The organism is Bordetella tumbae, assembly GCF_054780995.1.
In genome coordinates this window covers 95,593-114,381 of record NZ_BAAGVG010000009.1, presented here as the reverse complement: position 1 = coordinate 114,381, position 18,789 = coordinate 95,593, and the positions used below count along the sequence as shown (strand labels likewise).

General features: G+C 60.8%; 16 protein-coding genes and 2 tRNA genes. 9 read left to right on the top strand and 9 right to left on the bottom strand.

Annotated elements, in window-relative coordinates:
• The first annotated feature begins 22 nt into the window (after window positions 1-22).
• From ACYVI2_RS07045 to ACYVI2_RS07035, 3 genes are read left to right on the top strand one after another with little or no spacing between them, the layout of a single operon-like run.
• Window positions 23-1,075: an efflux RND transporter periplasmic adaptor subunit gene (locus ACYVI2_RS07045; RefSeq protein ID WP_415821700.1), complete on the top strand. Its 1,053-nt coding sequence runs from the start codon at window positions 23-25 to the stop codon at window positions 1,073-1,075.
• The gene (locus tag ACYVI2_RS07040; RefSeq protein ID WP_415821683.1) at window positions 1,072-4,257 is read left to right on the top strand and encodes an efflux RND transporter permease subunit; all 3,186 of its coding nucleotides are present in this window, start codon (window positions 1,072-1,074) and stop codon (window positions 4,255-4,257) included. The genes ACYVI2_RS07045 and ACYVI2_RS07040 overlap by 4 nt, the downstream gene beginning before the upstream one ends.
• The gene (locus ACYVI2_RS07035) at window positions 4,254-5,768 is read left to right on the top strand and encodes an efflux transporter outer membrane subunit (protein WP_415821684.1); all 1,515 of its coding nucleotides are present in this window, start codon (window positions 4,254-4,256) and stop codon (window positions 5,766-5,768) included. The genes ACYVI2_RS07040 and ACYVI2_RS07035 overlap by 4 nt, the downstream gene beginning before the upstream one ends.
• Before the next feature lie 131 nt (window positions 5,769-5,899).
• On the opposite strand, the gene ACYVI2_RS07030 is transcribed toward ACYVI2_RS07035, so the two are convergent.
• Window positions 5,900-5,976 (bottom strand) — tRNA-Arg (locus tag ACYVI2_RS07030).
• Between the two features lie 47 nt (window positions 5,977-6,023).
• Complete coding sequence (locus ACYVI2_RS07025; protein WP_415821701.1) at window positions 6,024-7,307, bottom strand: MFS transporter; 1,284 nt, start codon at window positions 7,305-7,307, stop codon at window positions 6,024-6,026.
• Window positions 7,308-7,529: 222 nt separating this feature from the next.
• On the opposite strand from ACYVI2_RS07025, the gene ACYVI2_RS07020 reads away from it, so the two are divergent.
• The 3 genes from ACYVI2_RS07020 (at window position 7,530) to ACYVI2_RS07010 (ending at window position 9,920) form a co-directional block, all read left to right on the top strand.
• The gene (locus ACYVI2_RS07020) at window positions 7,530-8,333 is read left to right on the top strand and encodes an AraC family transcriptional regulator (protein WP_415821685.1); all 804 of its coding nucleotides are present in this window, start codon (window positions 7,530-7,532) and stop codon (window positions 8,331-8,333) included.
• Between the two features lie 118 nt (window positions 8,334-8,451).
• Complete coding sequence (locus ACYVI2_RS07015; protein WP_415821686.1) at window positions 8,452-8,745, top strand: ArsR/SmtB family transcription factor; 294 nt, start codon at window positions 8,452-8,454, stop codon at window positions 8,743-8,745.
• Between the two features lie 62 nt (window positions 8,746-8,807).
• Entirely contained in the window at window positions 8,808-9,920 is a 1,113-nt protein-coding gene (locus ACYVI2_RS07010; RefSeq protein ID WP_415821687.1) for an alkene reductase, read from the top strand.
• Between the two features lie 86 nt (window positions 9,921-10,006).
• Here ACYVI2_RS07010 and ACYVI2_RS07005 read toward each other — a convergent pair whose 3' ends face one another.
• The gene (locus tag ACYVI2_RS07005) at window positions 10,007-10,600 is read right to left on the bottom strand and encodes a hypothetical protein (RefSeq protein WP_415821688.1); all 594 of its coding nucleotides are present in this window, start codon (window positions 10,598-10,600) and stop codon (window positions 10,007-10,009) included.
• Window positions 10,601-10,821: 221 nt separating this feature from the next.
• Between ACYVI2_RS07005 and ACYVI2_RS07000 the strand changes: the two genes are divergently transcribed.
• Window positions 10,822-11,175, top strand: coding sequence for a DUF1428 domain-containing protein (locus ACYVI2_RS07000; RefSeq protein ID WP_415821689.1), 354 nt, complete (start codon window positions 10,822-10,824; stop codon window positions 11,173-11,175).
• Between the two features lie 110 nt (window positions 11,176-11,285).
• Here ACYVI2_RS07000 and ACYVI2_RS06995 read toward each other — a convergent pair.
• Both ACYVI2_RS06995 and ACYVI2_RS06990 read right to left on the bottom strand, forming a co-directional pair.
• A tRNA-Arg gene (locus ACYVI2_RS06995) sits at window positions 11,286-11,362 on the bottom strand.
• Window positions 11,363-11,412: 50 nt separating this feature from the next.
• Window positions 11,413-12,270 carry a LysR substrate-binding domain-containing protein gene (locus tag ACYVI2_RS06990; RefSeq protein ID WP_415821690.1) on the bottom strand — a complete coding sequence of 286 codons (858 nt, stop codon included), beginning with the start codon at window positions 12,268-12,270 and terminating at the stop codon, window positions 11,413-11,415.
• Between the two features lie 114 nt (window positions 12,271-12,384).
• Here ACYVI2_RS06990 and ACYVI2_RS06985 point away from each other — a divergent pair, with 114 nt between their 5' ends.
• Window positions 12,385-13,056 carry an O-methyltransferase gene (locus tag ACYVI2_RS06985; protein WP_415821691.1) on the top strand — a complete coding sequence of 224 codons (672 nt, stop codon included), beginning with the start codon at window positions 12,385-12,387 and terminating at the stop codon, window positions 13,054-13,056.
• 94 nt (window positions 13,057-13,150) lie between these two features.
• Here ACYVI2_RS06985 and ACYVI2_RS06980 read toward each other — a convergent pair whose 3' ends face one another.
• From ACYVI2_RS06980 to ACYVI2_RS06965, 4 genes are all read right to left on the bottom strand, one after another.
• A complete protein-coding gene (locus tag ACYVI2_RS06980; protein WP_415821692.1) occupies window positions 13,151-13,930 on the bottom strand; it encodes a 1,6-dihydroxycyclohexa-2,4-diene-1-carboxylate dehydrogenase in 780 nt (259 codons plus the stop codon).
• Between the two features lie 16 nt (window positions 13,931-13,946).
• Window positions 13,947-15,290 carry an MFS transporter gene (locus ACYVI2_RS06975; protein WP_415821693.1) on the bottom strand — a complete coding sequence of 448 codons (1,344 nt, stop codon included), beginning with the start codon at window positions 15,288-15,290 and terminating at the stop codon, window positions 13,947-13,949.
• Between the two features lie 68 nt (window positions 15,291-15,358).
• The gene (gene catA, locus ACYVI2_RS06970) at window positions 15,359-16,294 is read right to left on the bottom strand and encodes a catechol 1,2-dioxygenase (RefSeq protein WP_415821694.1); all 936 of its coding nucleotides are present in this window, start codon (window positions 16,292-16,294) and stop codon (window positions 15,359-15,361) included.
• A 48-nt stretch (window positions 16,295-16,342) separates the two neighbouring features.
• Window positions 16,343-17,488 (bottom strand): muconate/chloromuconate family cycloisomerase, encoded by a 1,146-nt coding sequence (locus ACYVI2_RS06965; RefSeq protein ID WP_415821695.1) that lies wholly within the window; start codon window positions 17,486-17,488, stop codon window positions 16,343-16,345.
• 327 nt (window positions 17,489-17,815) lie between these two features.
• Between ACYVI2_RS06965 and ACYVI2_RS06960 the strand changes: the two genes are divergently transcribed.
• Window positions 17,816-18,769, top strand: coding sequence for a M14 family metallopeptidase (locus ACYVI2_RS06960; protein WP_415821696.1), 954 nt, complete (start codon window positions 17,816-17,818; stop codon window positions 18,767-18,769).
• The last annotated feature ends 20 nt before the right edge of the window (window positions 18,770-18,789 follow it).

Below are 18,789 nucleotides of genomic sequence, written 5' to 3'. Positions count from 1 at the left end.
AGCCACGCCGCTGTGCCTGGCCATGCTGGCCGGTTGCGGTGGCAAGGACGAAACTGCCGCGCCGCCGCGCACCGTCGTGGCCATGCCAGCCCAGTCTGATCACAGCGCCCCGCGTCTGAGCGTGCCGGGCCGTATCGACGCGCGCTACACCACGCCGCTGTCGTTCCGAGTGAGCGGCAAGATCATCGAGCGCAAGGTGCGGCTGGGCGACATGGTGACAGCAGGCCAGACGGTGGCCCGGCTCGATCCGTCCGAGACCGCAAAAAACGCAGCCAGAGCAAAGTCGCAACTGACCGCCGCGCAACACCAGCTCGACTATGCCCGCCAGCAGCTCACCCGTGATCGTGCCCAGGCGCGCGAGCAATTGATCGCTGCCAGCCAGCTCGAACAATCGCAGAATACGTATGCCGCCGCGCTGGCCCAGCGCGATAGTGCCGCGCAGCAAGCGGCACTGGCGGCCGACCAGCTCAACTACACCACGCTGGTCGCCGACCATGCAGGCGTGATCACCGCTGAACAGGCTGATACCGGGCAAAACGTGTCCGCGGGCCAGGCCGTCTATAGCCTGGCTTGGTCGGGCGACATCGATGCCGTGGCCGATATACCCGAAAGCCTGCTGGCCCGCCTCAAGGTGGGTCAGCAGGCCATTGTGACGCTACCCGCCGCGCCTGGCGAAGCCTTCGACGCCACCGTGCGCGAGCTGGCGCCAGCCGCCGACCCGCAGCGCCGCACCTTCCATATCAAGCTCACCGTGCAGGGCGCCGAGCACGCCCGGCTTGGCATGACCGCCAACATCGCCTTCGATACCATGAGCGGTCCAGACACTACCTTCACTCTGCCTGCTACCGCCCTATTCCATGATGGCCCGGCACCCGCTGTCTGGGTGGTCAAGCCCAGCGACAACGTGCTGGAGTTACGGCGCGTGGAAATCGCGCGCTACACCGACCGCCACGTGGTACTGTCGGCCGGTATCAAGGCGGGCGAGCGGGTGGTCTGGCAGGGCGTGCACACTGTATCTGCTGGCCAGAAGGTCAAACCCGTGGCACCGCTGCATCCCGAGGACTTCGCCTCGTGAGCGCGCCCGCCCCCCGCACCAACGACACGCATCGCCACGAAGAGGGGCGTTTCAATCTGTCTGCCTGGGCTCTACGCCATCAGGCCCTGGTGGTGTTCCTGATCTCGCTGGCCACGCTGCTCGGCGTGCTGTCGTATTCGCAGTTGGCGCAATCCGAGGATCCACCGTTCACATTCCGTGTGATGGTAATCAGGACCTTCTGGCCCGGCGCCACCGCAGACCAGATACGCGAACAGGTCACCGACCGCATCGCCAAGAAACTGCAGGAGACGCCTTACACCGACTTCATACGCAGCTATTCGCGGCCCGGCGAGTCGCTGGTGTTCTTCACCATGAAGGATTCCGCACCGGCCAAGGACGTGCCCGAGGAGTGGTACCAGGTACGCAAGAAGGTGGGCGACATCCAGGCCACGTTGCCGCGCGGTGTGCAAGGCCCATTCTTCAATGACGAGTTCGGCGACGTCTACACCAACATCTATACACTCGAAGGCGACGGTTTCTCGCCCGCCACCCTGCGTGATTATGCCGATGCGATGCGCACCGTGCTACTGCGCGTGCCGGGAGTGGCCAAGGTCGATTATTTCGGCGAGCAAGAAGAACGCATCTATGTTGAGATTCCCAATGCGCAGCTCACGCGGCTGGGCATCTCGCCCGAAGTGATCGGGCGTGCCATCGATGCGCAGAACGGCGTCAATGCTGCCGGCACGCTCACCACCGCCGACGACCGCATCTTCGTGCGGCCATCCGGCCAGATCCAGGACATGCGCGCACTGGCCGAGACCCTGCTCCGCGTGAACGGCAGCACCGTGCGGCTAGGCGACATCGCGACGATCCGGCGAGGCTATATCGATCCTCCCGTGACCGAAATGCGCGCTGGCGGCAAACGCGTACTCGGCATTGGCATCACCATGCAGCCCAACGGCAACGTGATCAAACTGGGCCAAGCCCTCGATATTCAGACCGCCCAGCTGAGCGAGTTCCTGCCCGCCGGACTCACACTCACGCAGGTCTCAAGCATGCCACACGCGGTCTCGCATTCGGTCGACGAATTCCTGCGTTCCGTTGCCGAGGCGGTCGTAATCGTGCTGCTGGTGAGCTTGGTGTCGTTGGGCATGCGCAACGGCATGGTGGTGGTGATCTCGATCCCCATCGTACTGGCCATTACCGCGCTCTTCATGTATCTGTTCGGCATAGGCCTGCACAAGGTCTCGCTCGGCACGCTGGTGCTGGCACTGGGGTTGCTGGTCGACGACGCCATCATCGCGGCCGAGATGATGGCAGTAAAGCTGGAGCAGGGTTGGAATCGCACCCGCGCGGCCGCGTTCGCCTACACCAGCACCGCCTTTCCGATGTTGACCGGGACGCTGGTCACGGTGGCAGGCTTTCTGCCGATCGCGCTTGCCGAATCCGGCACCGGCGAATACACGCGCTCGATATTCCAGGTATCGGCCATCGCGCTGATCGCGTCGTGGTTCGCCGCCGTGGTGCTGATCCCGCTGCTGGGCTACCGGCTTCTGCCCGAGCGCAAGAAGGACGCCAGCCTGTCCGACGATCACGAACACGACATCTACGACACGCGCTTTTACCGGCGGCTACGCGGCTGGGTAGCGCGCTGCGTGGAGAGACGGTTCTGGGTGCTGGGTAGCACCGTGCTGCTATTCGTGGGCGCCATGGCCGCTTTTTCACTGGTGCCTCAGCAGTTCTTCCCCAGCTCCGACCGGCCCGAGTTGCTGATCGACGTGAGCCTGGTCGAAGGCGCCTCGTTTGAAGCCACCAAACGCCAAGTGCTGCGCCTCGAAGAAACCTTGAAAGACCGGCCCGAGGTCGCCCACATGGTGAGCTTTGTGGGCACCGGCGCGCCGCGCTTCTATCTGCCGCTCGACCAGAAGCTATCGCAACCCAACTTCGCCCAGTTCATCGTCACAGCGCATTCCGTACAAGAGCGCGAAGAGCTGTCAAAATGGCTGACACCAATCCTGCGGGAGCAGTACCCGGCAGTGCGGACACGTCTCTCGCGCCTGGAAAATGGTCCACCGGTGGGCTTTCCGGTGCAGTTCCGAGTGTCGGGCGACAACATCGAAACCGTGCGCGGTATTGCCGAAAAACTGGCCGGAGTAATGCGCGCCGATGCCCGCACAACCAATGTGCAGTTCGATTGGGACGAACCGTCGGAACGATCAGTGCGCTTCGAGGTAGACCAAAACAAGGCACGCGAGGTAGGTGTGACCTCCTCCGACGTGTCGGCGTTTCTCGCCATGACGCTGTCGGGCACCACCGTCACACAATACCGCGAGCGCGATAAGCTGATCGCCGTGGACCTGCGTGCGCCCGCCAACGAACGCATCGATCCGTCGCAGCTCGAAACGCTGTCGATGCCCACACCCAATGGCCCTGTGCCTCTGGGCAGCCTGGGCCGCGTGCACTATGCACTCGAATACGGCGTGATTTGGGAGCGCGACCGCCAGCCCACCATCACTGTGCAATCCGACGTCGTGGGCACCGCGCAGGGCATCGACGTGACCCATCAGCTCGATGCCCAGTTCAACGAACTGCGTGCCGAACTGCCGGTGGGCTATCGTATTCAGATTGGCGGCTCGGTCGAGGAAAGCGTAAAAGGCCAGCGCTCGATCATGGCGCAGATGCCGCTCATGGCGGTCGTGGTACTCACTTTACTCATGATCCAGTTGCAGAGCTTCTCACGCGTGATGATGGTGGTGCTTACCGCGCCGCTCGGCCTGATCGGCGTAGTGATAGCACTGCTGCTGCTCGCCAAGCCCTTCGGCTTCGTCGCCATGCTCGGCGTGATCGCGATGTTCGGCATCATCATGCGAAACTCGGTGATCTTGGTGGACCAGATCGAACAGGACATCGCCGCCGGTCATGCGCGCGTCGACGCCATCGTTAACGCCACCGTGCGGCGTTTCCGACCCATCGCACTCACTGCCGCCGCCGCGGTGCTCGCGCTGATCCCACTGTTGCGCAGCAATTTCTTCGGCCCCATGGCCACCGCGCTAATGGGTGGCATCACCAGCGCCACCGTACTCACCGTGTTCTTCCTGCCTGCGTTGTATGCAGCTTGGTTCCGCGTGCGCAACAACGAGCGCAACGAATCGCCCAGTGTGCCGCCGGGCGCAGATGCCAGCCAGCAGATCCACCCCCACGCCGCGAGCAACGCTACGTGAAGACGCATCTATCCTCCTTTGTTTCGGCGCATCGCACGCGCCGCACGCTGAGTCTGAGCCTGCTGGCCCTGAGCCTGGCCGGCTGCGCGCTGAGCCCCGAAGGCAAGGCACCTGACATGCCGGCACCCGTGCATTACGGCGTGACGCCGATGCCGGCCCAGAGCGCAACCGCACTCGGCGTGGCGCAGGCCTTTGACGCCGCGGCCGTGCCCGCCGCGGATTGGTGGACCCTGTTCGGCTCGCCTGAACTCGATGCGCTGGTGCGCGAAGGCCTCTCCAACAGTCCGGACCTGGCCGCAGCCGACCGCAACCTTGCCGCCGCGCGCGAGCAATTACGCTCACAAATCGGTGAGTCGCTGCTACCCAGCATCGACGCGGGCACTCAAGTCGACCGGCAAGATGCGCTCATCATGCCGACGGCGCAGCCGCCCACTATGCTCTACAACACCTTCGTGGGCCAGCTACGCGCGCAGTACACCTTCGATCTATTCGGTGCGGCGCGCTACGCCAACGCAGCCCTGGCTGCACGTGTGGACCAGCAGACGCATCGCCTGGAGGCCTCGCGCCGCGCGCTCGCCGCCAATATCGTGACCGGCGCGATTCGCTCGGCCGCGCTAGCGCGGCAGGTCGAGCTCACTGCGCGCCAAGTGGAACTGTCGCGCCAGGTGGCGCAGGATGCGCGGCGCCGCTTCGAGCTCGGCTCGACCTCACAGCAAGAAGCGCTCGACGCCGACCAGAATGCCAGCGATCTGGCCGCCTCGCTGCCCGGTCTGCGCAGCCAATGGCAGGCCACGCGTCACGCACTGGCGGTGCTGCTGGGCCGCACGCCAGATCAGGCTCCGCCTGATCTGGAAATCAACCGTATCTCGGTGCCGCCCCACGTGCCGGTGAGCGTGCCGTCACAATTGCTAGCCAACCGAATGGACGTGCAGGCAGCCGCGGCCGCTCTCGAGGGCACAGCCGCCGACGTGGGTGCTCGCACGGCTCAGATGCTGCCCAGCCTGTCGCTATCGGCCTCCATGGGACGCGGCGGCTTTGACTGGCCGACCGCGCTCTCGGGGTCGGGCGGACTGATCTGGAGTATCGGCGCGGGACTTACACAGCCGATCTTCCATGGCGGCGCGTTGCGCGCACAACGGCGCGCCGCGATCGAAACCTATGAAGGGGCGGTGGAGACCTATCGTCAGACCGTGCTCGCTGCCTTTCGCAACGTAGCCGACAGCCTGGCCGCATTGGAAGCCGACAACGAAGCCTTGGCCGCAGCCGAAGCGGCACGGCTGGCGGCTGAGCAATCGTTCAGCAACACCATGCGCCGGGTGGAGCTGGGGGCCTTGCCTGGCTACCAAGGGCGCGCCGCCGAGCAGCACTATATCCAGGCGCTCCTGCGCGAGCTGAACTACGCCTCCACCCGGTTGGCGGACACGGCCACACTGTTCCATGCAATGGGCGGCAGTCCACGACCCAAGCCCACCGCACAGGCCGCGCAATCGGCAACGGGGGAGTCTTTATAAAACACCCCGCGCCTGCCCTGCAGGGCGAGTCAATTGCCGGCCCGTCCGCGGCACCTGACTAACGCCGTAGCCGCTATTGTTCGGACCAAGTAGCAAAAAAGGGTCTCCGCAATGGAGACCCTTTTTAAATTTGGCGCGCCCGGCAGGATTCGAACCCACGACCCCTTGGTTCGTAGCCAAGTACTCTATCCAACTGAGCTACGGGCGCTGATAAAGAGGCGAAATTATAACTGATATTTTTGAGTTGTCCAGCCGCTATGCGGCGCGCCGTTTTTTGCCCTCGATATCCGGCAGCAAGAACGCCACCACCCCGAGCAATGGCAAATACGCGCAGACCTCATACACGTAGGTAATACTGGTCGCATCCGCCAACGAGCCCAGTGCAGCAGCCCCCAGCCCCCCCATTCCGAACGCGAATCCGAAGAACAGCCCGGCAATCATGCCTACCTTGCCCGGAACCAGTTCCTGGGCATACACGACGATGGCGGAAAACGCAGAGGCCAGGATCACGCCGATGATCACGACGAGCACGCCGGTCCAGAACAGATTGGCATACGGCAACATCAACGTGAACGGCGCCACCCCCAGGATGGATACCCATATCACAATCTTGCGGCCAATGCGGTCGCCCACTGGGCCGCCTGCCACGGTACCGAATGCCACAGCGGCCAGAAACAGGAACAAATACAACTGCGCCGTGCGCACGGGCATATCGAACTTGTCCATCAAATAGAAGGTGAAATAGCTGTTCAAGCTGGCCATGTAGAAGTATTTCGAGAAAATCAGCAGGCCCAGCACGCCTAACGCCCCCAGCACCTGATTGCGGGTCAACGTCGTGCCGCCGCTAGCCGCCTTTGCCTTGGGCTTGAGCAGCGCTCGGTTGGCGCCGTACCAGCGCCCTATTCCCACCAGCACGATCATGCCGAACAACGCGGCCAGGGAAAACCACGCGACGCTGGTCTGGCCATGAGGGATGATGACCAGCGCGGCCAACAAGGGCCCCAGCGCCGATCCCACGTTGCCTCCGACTTGAAACAACGATTGCGCCAGACCATGCCGCCCGCCCGATGCCATGCGCGCCACGCGCGATGACTCCGGGTGAAATATCGATGACCCCGTTCCGACCAGGGCCGCGGCGACCAACAAATAAGGCAATGACGGGGCATAGGCCAGCAACAACAACCCCACCAGCGTAAATCCCATGCCGATCGGCAGGGAATACGTCGTCGGTCGTTTGTCGGTGTACAGACCAATACCAGGCTGCAGCAACGATGCCGCGATCTGATAGGTCAGCGTGATCAACCCGATGTCCGAAAAACTCAGATTGAACGAATCTTTCAGCATGGGATAAATGGCCAACAGGATCGATTGGATCATGTCGTTCATCATGTGGGCCACGCTGATCGCGCCCAGGACCTTGAACGAGGTCGAAGATTGCGTCACGGGCGTGGCAGGTACCGAAGACGCCGGCACGCCATGGCCCGTCGTTGCAGCGGTAAAAGCAGGTTCAGCCAAGCCCGCCCCCGCTGGCGCAGGCATGGCGGAGACGGAGCCGGAATTGGCGGGTTGTGAAGAAGTCATAGATGTCAGCAAATCGCGTAGGAAATCAGAGACCGGACGGCAGCTCACCAGGGATTTCGGGGCCAGACAACAAATCGTCCACCCGCCCGAAACGCGAGGGCGATTACCGCAAACAAACAGTGTATAAAGTCCCTAACACACAAACATGCCAATTTTTATCGCGAAAGTGACAGAGTCATCATGCCCGCGCGTTCCATCCCGCCACTGGACCCTACCCGCAGCCGCAACGCCGACGACTATCAGCACGTCCCGCGCCTGATCACCGCCCTGGCCAAGTCCTTTGTGCCCAACGCGACCACGGGACCGCACAGTCACCCGCGCGGCCAATTGGTGTACGCAATCGAGGGGGCCATGCGCGTCAGCACGCCCGACGGTTTCTGGACACTGCCGCCGCTGCGCGCCCTGTGGGTGCCGCCCGGCATCACCCATGGCATCGAGATGGTGGGCACGGTGCAAATGCGTACCTTGTATGTGCGTGCCGACGCCGCCGACGTTCTCTCGAAACACTGCCAGGTCATCGAAGTATCCGCCCTGTTGCGCGAATTGATCCTGGCCTTGGCGGCCGAGCCGATCGAATATGCGCTGGAGGGCCGGGGCGGGCAGATCGCCGCATTACTGCTGACCGAATTGCAAACCGCACCCACGATCCCTATCCAGATCCCCTGGCCCAAAGACCGGCGCCTGCAGACTGTCTGCCGAGCCATTCTGGCTCAACCCAGCCTGAACCGCACTGTGGACGATTGGGGCGACGAGGTCGGCGCCAGCGGCCGCACCTTGATCCGGCTGTTTCAGGCGGAGCTGGGACTGAATTATCGACAATGGGTACAGCAGGTACGGTTGGCCGATGCCTTGCATCGCCTGTCGCTCGGCCAGCCAGTCACACGCGTGGCCGCCGAACTCGGCTATCACAGCCCCAGCGCGTTCAGCGCCATGTTCCGCCGGGCGCTGGGTGCGCCCCCGCAAGCCTATCTGCGCGAGGCCTGAGCGCGCTATTCGGAATCCCTGGCACGGAGATCTGCCGCCCCCAATTTTCAGCATATTGATATATCTAGATTTACGGATTTATAATTCGAAAAAACCCGATATACTGAATCCATACGACATGGACATTGATCTCATCATCAAAGCGCTGGCCAATCCGGTGCGCCGCGAAATTCTGCAGTGGCTCAAAACGCCCGAAAAGCATTTCTCTGCCCAGGAACACCCCCTGGATATCGGGGTATGTGCGGGCCAATTCGAGCGCTGCGGGCTGTCTCAATCCACCATGTCCACGCACCTGGCTGTTTTGCAGCGCGCCGACCTGGTTACGACGCGCCGCATCGGCCAGTGGATTTTCTACAAACGCAACGAGGACACGATCTCGGCCTTTTTACGTGAACTAGGCCAGGACCTTTAGGGCCCTCGCCCCTATTGACGTACGACTTCCCTCACCCCGCCACTCATTACACGACCCGAACCATGCCTACTCTTTTCGACCCCATCGCCGCTGGCGACCTGCAACTGTCCAATCGCATCGCCATGGCGCCCCTCACCCGCAACCGCGCGCCCGGCGCCGTCCCGACCGCTGACATGGTGACGTATTACACGCAGCGCGCCACCGCCGGCCTCATCATCACCGAAGCCACTGCGATCACCCATCAGGGCCAAGGCTACGCGCAGGTCCCCGGCCTCTACTCGGCCGAACAGATCGCCGGCTGGAAACGCGTCACGGACTCCGTCCATCAAGCAGGCGGCAAAATTGTCGTGCAGTTGTGGCACGTAGGCCGTATTTCGCACAACGTGCTGCAGCCGAACCACGGCGCGCCCGTCGCCCCTTCGGCCGTACAAGCCAAATCCAAAACCTATCTGGTGCACGATGACGGCACGGGCGAATTCGTCCCGACCTCTGAGCCGCGCGCCCTGGAACTGAGCGAACTGCCGGGCATTGTCGAAGACTACCGCCGCGCAGCCCGCGCAGCGATCGAGGCCGGCTTTGACGGTGTGGAAATCCATGCCGCCAACGGCTACCTGCTGGATCAATTCCTGCGCAGCGGCAGCAACCTGCGTACTGACGAGTACGGCGGCAGCATCGAAAACCGCGCCCGCTTGCTCAGCCAGGTCGTCCAGGCGATCACCGAGGAAATCGGCGCCGGCCGCACCGGCATCCGTATTTCTCCCGTCACGCCCGCCAACGACGCCAGCGATCCCAACCCGCAGCCGCTGTTCGACCACGTCGTGCGCATTCTGGCTGGCTACAAACTGGCCTACGTGCACGTCATCGAAGGCGCCACCGGCGGCGACCGCCAGTTCCAACAGGGCGATGCACCGTTTGATTACGCGGCGCTGCGCCAGACATATGAACAAGCCGGCGGCCAAGCCGCCTGGATGGCCAATAATGGATACGACGGCAAACTCGCGGAAGACGTTGTCGAATCGGGGCAGGCGGACCTGATCGCCTTTGGCAAGCCGTTCATCGCCAATCCCGACCTGGTACGCCGCCTGCGCGAAGGCGCGGCGCTGAACACGCCGGACAATACGACGTTCTATGGCGGCAGCGCCAAAGGATATATCGACTACCCCGTGCTGGCTTGACTCTGACCGGGAAAAACACAGGATCAGACCACGCTGCGATCTGATGGGCCCGGAGCTGGCTGGCAAATGCCAGCTCCGCATGCCACTCACTCGAGCGTGTCAAACAACCTGAGAATCCACCATACCTGGTACACCAACGTCAGCACCACCAGACTCGCGTGATAGCGGGGACTCTTCACGACAATTGCCAGCAGGCAGGCAATGACGAAAATCGGCGTACGAATCATGTACTCGTTGCCGAACCGCGCAAAATGCGCCTCCCCCTTTAGCAGGGTATCGACCACATCGAATACATACGTCGCCGCCAACAATCCAAAAAACCAGGCCCGGCGCGCGTAGAAAAAATCCCTGTAACTCTCGTAGCCGTGCATCGAATCGGGAAACAACAACGCACTCAGGAGAAACAAGACGATGGCGTAGCCGATGATGAAGAGATACTTGCCGAACGTCCAGTGCGATACCTCATACAGGCCGAACTCCCACCACCAGAAATGAACCAGCATCAGCAGGACTGACGCGACCCACGCCAAATGAATCGCATACAGCCTGTATTGCGTGGGATGCTGGACAATGCGTGCGACGCCCGACAACAATCGAGTCACACCCAGACCAATCACCATCCCCATCACAATACGGATGTGTGGATAGATATCGTGTACCGAATAGACCTGCGTCTCCACCTTGCTGGTGCTCCTCAGGAGTGGCGAATCCTGTCCATCACGGCTCGCCGGGGTTAATCAAACCCTCTTTATACATGTAAGAGTTTGTCGACAGCCTACATGCCGCAACATCGAGCGTTTACGATATCCACCTCGGTACTATCAAACCGAACCCTCACCTCACAACGATTCTCGCCTCACTCATGACAGGAGCTCGCCCTGTCCCACTCAAGGAGCAGACGATGAAGTACGTGGAAGGTTTTCTATTGGCAGTCCCCGCTGCCAACAAAGAGTCCTATCTGAAACATGCCGCCGAGGCCGCCCCGCTTTTCAAAGAGTTTGGCGTCACGCGTATGGTGGAATGTTGGGGAGACGATGTCCCCGATGGCAAACTCACCGACTTTCGCAAAGCCGTCATGGCCAAAGACGACGAAGTCGTCGTGTTTTCGTGGTTCGAATATCCGTCTAAAGAAGTACGCGATGCGGCCAATGAAAAAATGATGAGCGACCCGCGCATGAAAGGCATGGGCGACACGATGCCGTTCGACGGCATGCGCATGATTTTCGGTGGATTTGCCCCCATACTAGATGTCTGAAACGACGGGGGCTGGCGCAAGGGAGTCAGCGAAACGGGGTTGGCTCAATCCCAAGCCCAGACTCTGCGCAAAGAAAAAAGGGTCTCCGCAATGGAGACCCTTTTTAAATTTGGCGCGCCCGGCAGGATTCGAACCCACGACCCCTTGGTTCGTAGCCAAGTACTCTATCCAACTGAGCTACGGGCGCTGCAAGAAAAAGACTATAGCACGTTTTTCAATGACTGCGCAACACAACAGTCACAACGCGGCGCGCAACCAGTCCATGAACACGCTCGCCTCTGAGCCGAGTGCTCGCCCCTGGGCCGGCAAAGCCATCAACGGTTCCAGAAAGGTCACAAAACCGTATGGGGCGACCAATGCCGCGTCGTCCAGCTCCTGGCGCACCAGCCGCTGCTCGACCAGGGCCACCCCCAAACGCGACACCGCCGCCTCAATACACAGGTGCGTATGGGGAAACGTGATCTCGCTCGTCAGTTTCAGGTCTCGTCCAGACAATCGGTGCCACTGAGTCCAGGCGCTGGTGGTGAAATCGTGGGCGATGCGGACCGTGGGTTTGCGCGCGCCCTTGCGGCCTGGCGCGTGTACCGGGCCGAACGCCACCGGGGCCAGTGGTACCGCTGCGGCCAGATCGGCCTGCGAATAGGCCGTGCTGCTGAGATCCCAGGCAATCAGCAGATCCGCACCCTCGCTGCGCAGCTCGCGCGCCGACGTCATGGACAGCCGAATGCGTATATCGGGATGCTGGCGGTAAAAATCCGGCAGATGCGGCACCAGCCAGCGCATGGCGAACGTCGCGCTGCACGCCACATGCAGGCCGGGATGACGGGCACGGCGCAATAGGCCCTCGTAACCTGTTTCCAGTTGATCGAACAAGGGGCGGATCAGAGCATATAGCTCAGCACCATGGGCGTTCAGGCGCAAACCATTGCCTTGTTTATCAAATAGCGCGATCCCTGCGTGCTCTTGCAACATCCGCAGCTGACGGCTCACCGCACCGTGCGTACGATGCAGCTCGCCGGCGGCGGCTGTCACCGAGCCGGTGCGGGCAATGGCCTCAAAGACCTTCAGGGCCGATAAAGGAGGAAGCGATCTCATCCTCCGAGTATGTGAGAAAAACTGACGTACTGCAAAGAATAATTCGATATCCGCAGGCCGGACGAGTGCGTACGATTTCAGACATTCTCACTCATTGCTGGCAAGCAGACCGTCATGAAACAAGCACTCTGGAATACTGTAGACAATTATTTTGAAGAGGTATTGCACCTCAATGACCCAGCCCTGGAACATGCGCTAAACTGCGCTCGCGAAGCTGGATTGCCACCTCATGATGTAGCGCCGAATCAAGGCCGTTTACTGCAAATTTTTGCACAGATGGTCCAAGCCAGGCGCATCCTGGAAATCGGCACGCTCGGCGGCTATAGCACGATCTGGCTGGCCCGCGCCTTGCCTCCATCGGGCAAGCTGATCTCACTGGAGCGCAATGCGGCCTATGCCGATGTGGCGCGCGCCAATCTGGTTGCCACCGGGCTCGCAGACTGCACAGAAATCGTCGTGGGCGATGCACGCGACATTCTGCAGCAGTGGGCGGTTTCGGATATTGAGCCCTTTGACATGATTTTTCTCGATGCCGACAAGGCCGACAATCCGCGCTATCTGGAGCTGGCGTTGCGCCTGGCTCGCGATGGCACCATCATTGTGGGCGACAACATCGTCCGTGGCGGACGTATCGCCGATCCTGAAGCTGCCGACCAGCCTGATGTCCTGGGCGCTCGCCGTTTTCTAGAAACATTAGGCCACGATCTGCGGTTGACATCGACTGCGATCCAGACGGTGGGGATCAAAGGATGGGATGGCTTTTCTTTGGCGCGCGTGTCGCGCTAGCAGGCGGCGCGCTATCGTGCACCACCTGCCGGCCATACGCGGTACGAGTGATGTTCCGACGTCGCACGCGCACCAGCGCGCGAGCGCTCGCGCATCAGCCCTGATGCCCGCCTGCGACGTACATCACTTGACCCGTAATGTAGGACGCCTCTGGCGCTGCCATAAAGCAAATAGCGGCAGCCACCTCGTCCGCCGTTCCCACGCGATGCATCGGCGTTCCTGCCAGGCAGTCTTCGTACATCTCGCGAGTCCAGGCCAGGTCCTGATCGGAGGGCTGCTCAGTATTACGCGGAATGGCTCGCACGCCGTTATCCAGGGCACCCGGCGAAACGCAGTTCACCCGCACGCCGCTGCCAGCCAGTTCCAACGCCATACATACAGTTGCTGCATGCACGCCGCCTTTAGAAGCCGAATACGGCACGCGGTAGATGCCTCGTGTCGCATTGGACCCTACGTTGACGATCGCGCCACGGCCCTGTTTGCGCATGACAGGAATAACCTCTCGGCAAGACCATAGCGTCGGCCACAACGAGCGATTGATCTCCCGTTGCATCTGCTCGGGGGTGTATTCCCAGAACGGTTTCATCCAGATAGTGCCACCGACGTTATGCACCGACACGTCGATGCGGCCGTGAGTGTCCAACGCATACTGCACCATCCGCTGTGCGCCGGCATGCGTTTCCAGATCGGCGTCGATGAACGACGCCTGCCCGCCTTGCGCACAAATTTCCTCGACGACCGACAGGCCTTGCTCGACCGCGCGGTCCACCAGGACCAGCGTGGCCCCTTCTGCGGCCAAGCGTTTGGCCGCAGCACGGCCCACCCCTTGCGCAGCGCCGGTGACGAGGGCTATCTGTTTTTCAAAACGATTCATAGGAATCCTCTCTACCTCAGTGCGCACTCGACAGGTTGCCGGCTGCCGGCTCCGGCGATTTGATCTCTACGGCCAACACCGCCAGCAACGCGCCCAACAAGGGAATAGCCAGCGCCATGAAAAAGCCAGACGGGCCGAGCAACGTCAGGATACTGCCGCCGATTGCCGAGCCGATGATGGCCCCCGCACGGCCAATACCGATGGACCAGCCTGTTGCAGTGGCGCGCAGCGCCGTAGGATAAGCACCGATGACGAGATAGTTCAGCGCCAATTGCTGGCCTCCGATACCGAGACCGGCAGCACCCACCAGGATGAAAACCAGCGTCCAGTTCGTTCCCGCGTAACCCAGGCCCAAGGCGACCACGATACCCAGGACGAACAACACAATCAGCAGCGAGCGGGTCGATACGCGCGGCATCACCGCCGACAACGGAATCGCGCAAATGATAAACACCAGGTTCACGGCAAACGTGCCCATGGGGGCCTGGTCCGCCGGCAATCCCGCCGCCTTCAGCACGGTGGGCAACCACGACAGCAACATGAACCATGCCACCCAGTTCAGCAGATATACCGTCCAGATGGCCAGTGTCTTGCGTGCGTAGCCGTTCGAGAACAGCGCCTTGACGCTGGCGCGGACCTTGGCGTCTTCCGGCACGGAAAACTTGGCGCCGGACACCAAAGGTTGCCTTGTGATTTTCGCCAGAATGCGGCCCACATAATCCTGCCCGGCAGCATCGCCACGCATTGCCTTGAACTGCAGCGACTCAGGCAATAGCGCCACCAGCGCCACCAGCAAGATCAGCGGCGCGACACCGCCCACAATGAAAATGCCTTCCCAACCAATGACGGGCAGCATGCGGGCAGCCAACAAGCCACCCAACATGGCGCCTGCGGGCAACCCCAACAGCACACCGGTAATCACGGTCCCACGCAGACGGGCCGGCACATATTCGGCCGCCAGCGCCAACACGATAGGCGTACACCCCCCCATTCCCAGGCCGGCAATAAAGCGCAAGGCCAGAATGTGCCATGTTTCAGTCGCCGCGGCAGTCAAGAGAGTCGCAATCGCAAAGACCGCAACACCGAGCATGGCGGCAGGACGGCGGCCGATACGATCGCCGATCAGCCCCAGCGACATCGCGCCGATAGCCATACCCACAATGCCCGCCGTCAGAATCGGAGCGAGCTCCCCGGACTGCAGATTAAAGGCGGCCAGGATAGCGGGCCCAGTGAATGCCATCGCCTGCGTATCAAAACCATCGAACAAAGCGATGAGAAAGCAGAGGATCAGCACGCGCCATTGAAAGGCGCTGACTCGCTCCTGATCTATCAGGGCGGGAATGGAAAGCGTTGCGGCCATGAGTGTCTCCTCGCGCAATATGCGCGAGTGTTATGGATGTAATGTAGTGAGGTTGCCGTCGGACGGGTTTATGCCGTAACGGCTGCGCGCAGGCGATGAACAAGCTGGTTGTCCTGACCCTGCACGAGGTTGGTCAACGCAAAGTTGAATTCGATTTCCTTGTACGCGTTATCTTTCAAGCCCAGCGCTGCGCCACCAGTTTTCTCCACGACAGGAGGAATCAGTTCTTCGCGCGTCGCATAAGCAAAGTCGTCCCAAATCAAGGGATCGCCCTCGATGTTGAACTGTGTGGTCAGTTTGCGATGGCCGTCGGCACTGACAAAGAAGTGCACGTGTGCAGGACGATTGCCATGCCGGCCGATTTCATCCAGCAGCTGCTGCGTCGCCCCCTGCGGCGGACAGCCGTAGCCTACGGGCATCAGGGTACGGAACTCATATTGGCCATCTGCCCCGGTCTTGACTGCGCCGCGCAGGTTGAATTCGGTTTGCGCACCCGTCGGATCGAAGTGCGAGTAAAAACCTTTCGAATTGGCATGCCAGCATTCGACGATCGCGTCTGCGAGGGGCTTGCCGTCCGTGTCCGTCACTACGCCGCGAATCACAAGCGGGCCTGCGTCCTGATCAGGATCGAGGTCGATTTTTGACATCCCGTCGCGTACCGGCGCGCCTGCCACGTACAACGGTCCTTCGATGGTGCGGGGCGTGCCGCCCTCGATACCGGCCTGCTTGTCTGCATGGTCCATGCGGATATCGAGGTATTTTTCCAGACCCAGACCCGCTGCCAGCAGGGCGGCTTCGCCATCACGCCCGAGCTGGTTGATGTAGTTCACCCCCGCCCAGACCTCATCAGGAGTGATGTCCAGGTCGTCGATGGCCTTGAACAAATCGCTCAACAGGCGATGCAGCACCTGCTTAAAACGGGCATTGCCGTCTTGACCTGCAATATTCGTTGCCGCAGTCAGCAGATCCTGGACTTCTTTGGTGTTGAATACGTCTGCACTCATGGTTCTGTCTCTCCAATAAATAATCAGTCAGCGTGAACGGATGTCCGTTCAGTGCTGCGTATCAGTGATCTTGGTCAGTCCGTCACGCGTGAACCGCTTTATCTTCGCTTCATCCAGCGCTATCCCCAAGCCGGGACCACGAGGAACCGTCAACGCGAAATCGCTATAGTCCAAAGGTTGGGTCAAAATTTCTTCGGTAATGAGCAATGGGCCGAACAGCTCGGTGCCCCATTGCAGATGGGCAAAACTGGCAAATAGATGCGCCGAAGCAATGGTGCTGACCGCGCCTTCCAGCATGGTGCCGCCATACAGTTCGATGCCGGCCGCATCCGCAATGGCGGCTACCCGTTGAGCGGCAAACAAGCCGCCGTTCTGCTCGATCTTGATGGCAAAGACATCCGCGCCATGTTGTTTGGCAATCTCAAAAGCGCTTTCTGGCCCTTGCAAGACCTCATCGGCCATCAAGGCAACGGGAAAACGGCGCATCAAACGCGCCAGGGCAGCAACGCTGGCGACGGGCTGCTCCACCAATTCGCAACCTGCATCGGCCAACGCCGGAATGGCCCAGCTGGCCTGCGTTTCGCTCCAGGCCATGTTGACGTCCACACGCACCGAGCCGCGATCGCCTAATACCTTTTTGATCTCGGCAACGTGTTTGATATCGACGTCGGGGGCCTTCGCGCCAATCTTCAATTTGAAAATCCGATGACGGCGTCTATCGAGCATCTCCTCGGCTTCGGCGATATCGCGCGCCGTATCGCCCGACGCCAATGTCCATGCGACGGGCAGACGGTCACGGCGCCGGCCGCCGAGCAGTTCGCTGACAGGCACGCCCAGGCGCTTGCCTTGAGCATCGAGCAAAGCCGTCTCCAATGCACTCTTGGCAAAGTGATTGACCTTGACCAGTTTTCCCAAATGCGCCATCAACGCCTGAATGCACGAGGCGTCCTGGCCTATCATGGCAGGCGCAAAATAGGTATCGATGGACAGTTTCATGGCTTCCGGGCTTTCGGGGCCGTAGGCCATACCGGCAATGGTCGTGCCTTCGCCAACGCCCACGACGCCATCACTGCAGTAGATTTTCACTAACATCAAGGTCTGGCCATACATTGTGGCCACCGACAGCTTATGCGGCCTGATGGTAGGCAGATCCACCAGAGATGTTTCGACGCGTTCGATTGTTGCTACGGACATTTTTGAGGCTGTGGAGTTGAGTCACAGCCTGCTTTATAAGATCCGCGCACTTTCAACGTCCAATACTTTATGGATCACATCTATACCTTAAAGGTATTTCACCCTTCCTTCTCATGTGGCCCAACTAATTGCCTAGCCGGCACTCAAGCTCTCCCCCTATAACGAGAAAACCCTTGTATGGTGCCTGCAGGTTTCGTCACCTCGCCCCGCATTGAGTAGAATCAATTCACCCGCAGCCCGAGAGCAGAGCAATCCCGCAGCCTTGGCACCGAGGAGCTCCGCTCTCCCCGACATCACTTGAATGCCGGTGTTTTCTTGGAGCCCTAGTTGAATATCTCCACGCTCGCCCCTGCCGATCCGCCCTTGGAAATATTGCCGCGCGATCTGTCCGCTTATCGGGAAGGCAACATAGGCATTCCCTACGTTCACCGGTTTGAGTCTGGCCAGCCTGGCCCGCACGTGTTGATCAACGCCATTACTCATGGCAACGAGATCTGCGGCATGGTGGCCGCGACGCACCTGCTGGATAACCATATCCGGCCAAAAATCGGCACACTGACGATCAGCTTTGCACATATCGAGGCCTACGAGGCCTTCGATATCGAAGACCCCTATGCCAACCGGCAGCTGGTTCACAATTTGAACCGCATCTGGACGGCGAATATGTTGGATGCGGACGATGGCAGCCCCGAGGTTCGTCGCGCGCGCGAGTTGCGCCCGGTGCTGGATGCTGCTGATTTCGTCCTCGATATCCATTCAACAAGCACGCCCGTGCAGCCGTTCTGGGTTTATAACGAGGCAGACCGCAATACGGCGTTGGCCTCGGCAGTGGGTGCGCCGATCGTGCACCTGGTGATGTCTCCAGCCAAATTCCCGGGCACACCCGTGATCGGCTACGGTCGCCACGGTGATCCAACCGCAACAAATGGCGGCTCGTTGGTAGTCGAATGCGGCCAGCATTTCTCCCGCGCAGCCGCCGAGCTGGCTACCGATGTATCGCTGCGGTTTCTCACCCATCTGGGATTGATCGAGGCTCGCCCAGATGCACCACCTCCGCCTGTGCCGCGACGGTATCGCTTATTGGAAACGCACGTCGTAAAGTCAGAGGATTTTAGTTTCACTCGCCCCGTTATCGGATTTGAGACCTTTGACAAGGGCGAATTGATCGCGATGAACGGCACTGAACCTATTCATTCGCCCTGCGATGAATGCACGATTTTCATGCCTACGCGATTGCCCATCGTTGGACGGGAGGCGGTTTATCTAACGCAAGCTATCTGAATTCAAAGCCATTGAGCATG

Coding starts and splice junctions, on each gene's coding strand:
- ACYVI2_RS06990 (WP_415821690.1), bottom strand. CDS start 12,270: ATGAGATCGCTTCCTCCTTTATCGGCCCTGAAGGTCTTTGAGGCCATT.
- ACYVI2_RS06985 (WP_415821691.1), top strand. CDS start 12,385: ATGAAACAAGCACTCTGGAATACTGTAGACAATTATTTTGAAGAGGTA.
- ACYVI2_RS07010 (WP_415821687.1), top strand. CDS start 8,808: ATGCCTACTCTTTTCGACCCCATCGCCGCTGGCGACCTGCAACTGTCC.
- ACYVI2_RS07015 (WP_415821686.1), top strand. CDS start 8,452: ATGGACATTGATCTCATCATCAAAGCGCTGGCCAATCCGGTGCGCCGC.
- ACYVI2_RS07045 (WP_415821700.1), top strand. CDS start 23: ATGCTGGCCGGTTGCGGTGGCAAGGACGAAACTGCCGCGCCGCCGCGC.
- ACYVI2_RS06965 (WP_415821695.1), bottom strand. CDS start 17,488: ATGTCCGTAGCAACAATCGAACGCGTCGAAACATCTCTGGTGGATCTG.
- catA (WP_415821694.1), bottom strand. CDS start 16,294: ATGAGTGCAGACGTATTCAACACCAAAGAAGTCCAGGATCTGCTGACT.
- ACYVI2_RS06975 (WP_415821693.1), bottom strand. CDS start 15,290: ATGGCCGCAACGCTTTCCATTCCCGCCCTGATAGATCAGGAGCGAGTC.
- ACYVI2_RS07000 (WP_415821689.1), top strand. CDS start 10,822: ATGAAGTACGTGGAAGGTTTTCTATTGGCAGTCCCCGCTGCCAACAAA.
- ACYVI2_RS07025 (WP_415821701.1), bottom strand. CDS start 7,307: ATGCCTGCGCCAGCGGGGGCGGGCTTGGCTGAACCTGCTTTTACCGCT.
- ACYVI2_RS07020 (WP_415821685.1), top strand. CDS start 7,530: ATGCCCGCGCGTTCCATCCCGCCACTGGACCCTACCCGCAGCCGCAAC.
- ACYVI2_RS06980 (WP_415821692.1), bottom strand. CDS start 13,930: ATGAATCGTTTTGAAAAACAGATAGCCCTCGTCACCGGCGCTGCGCAA.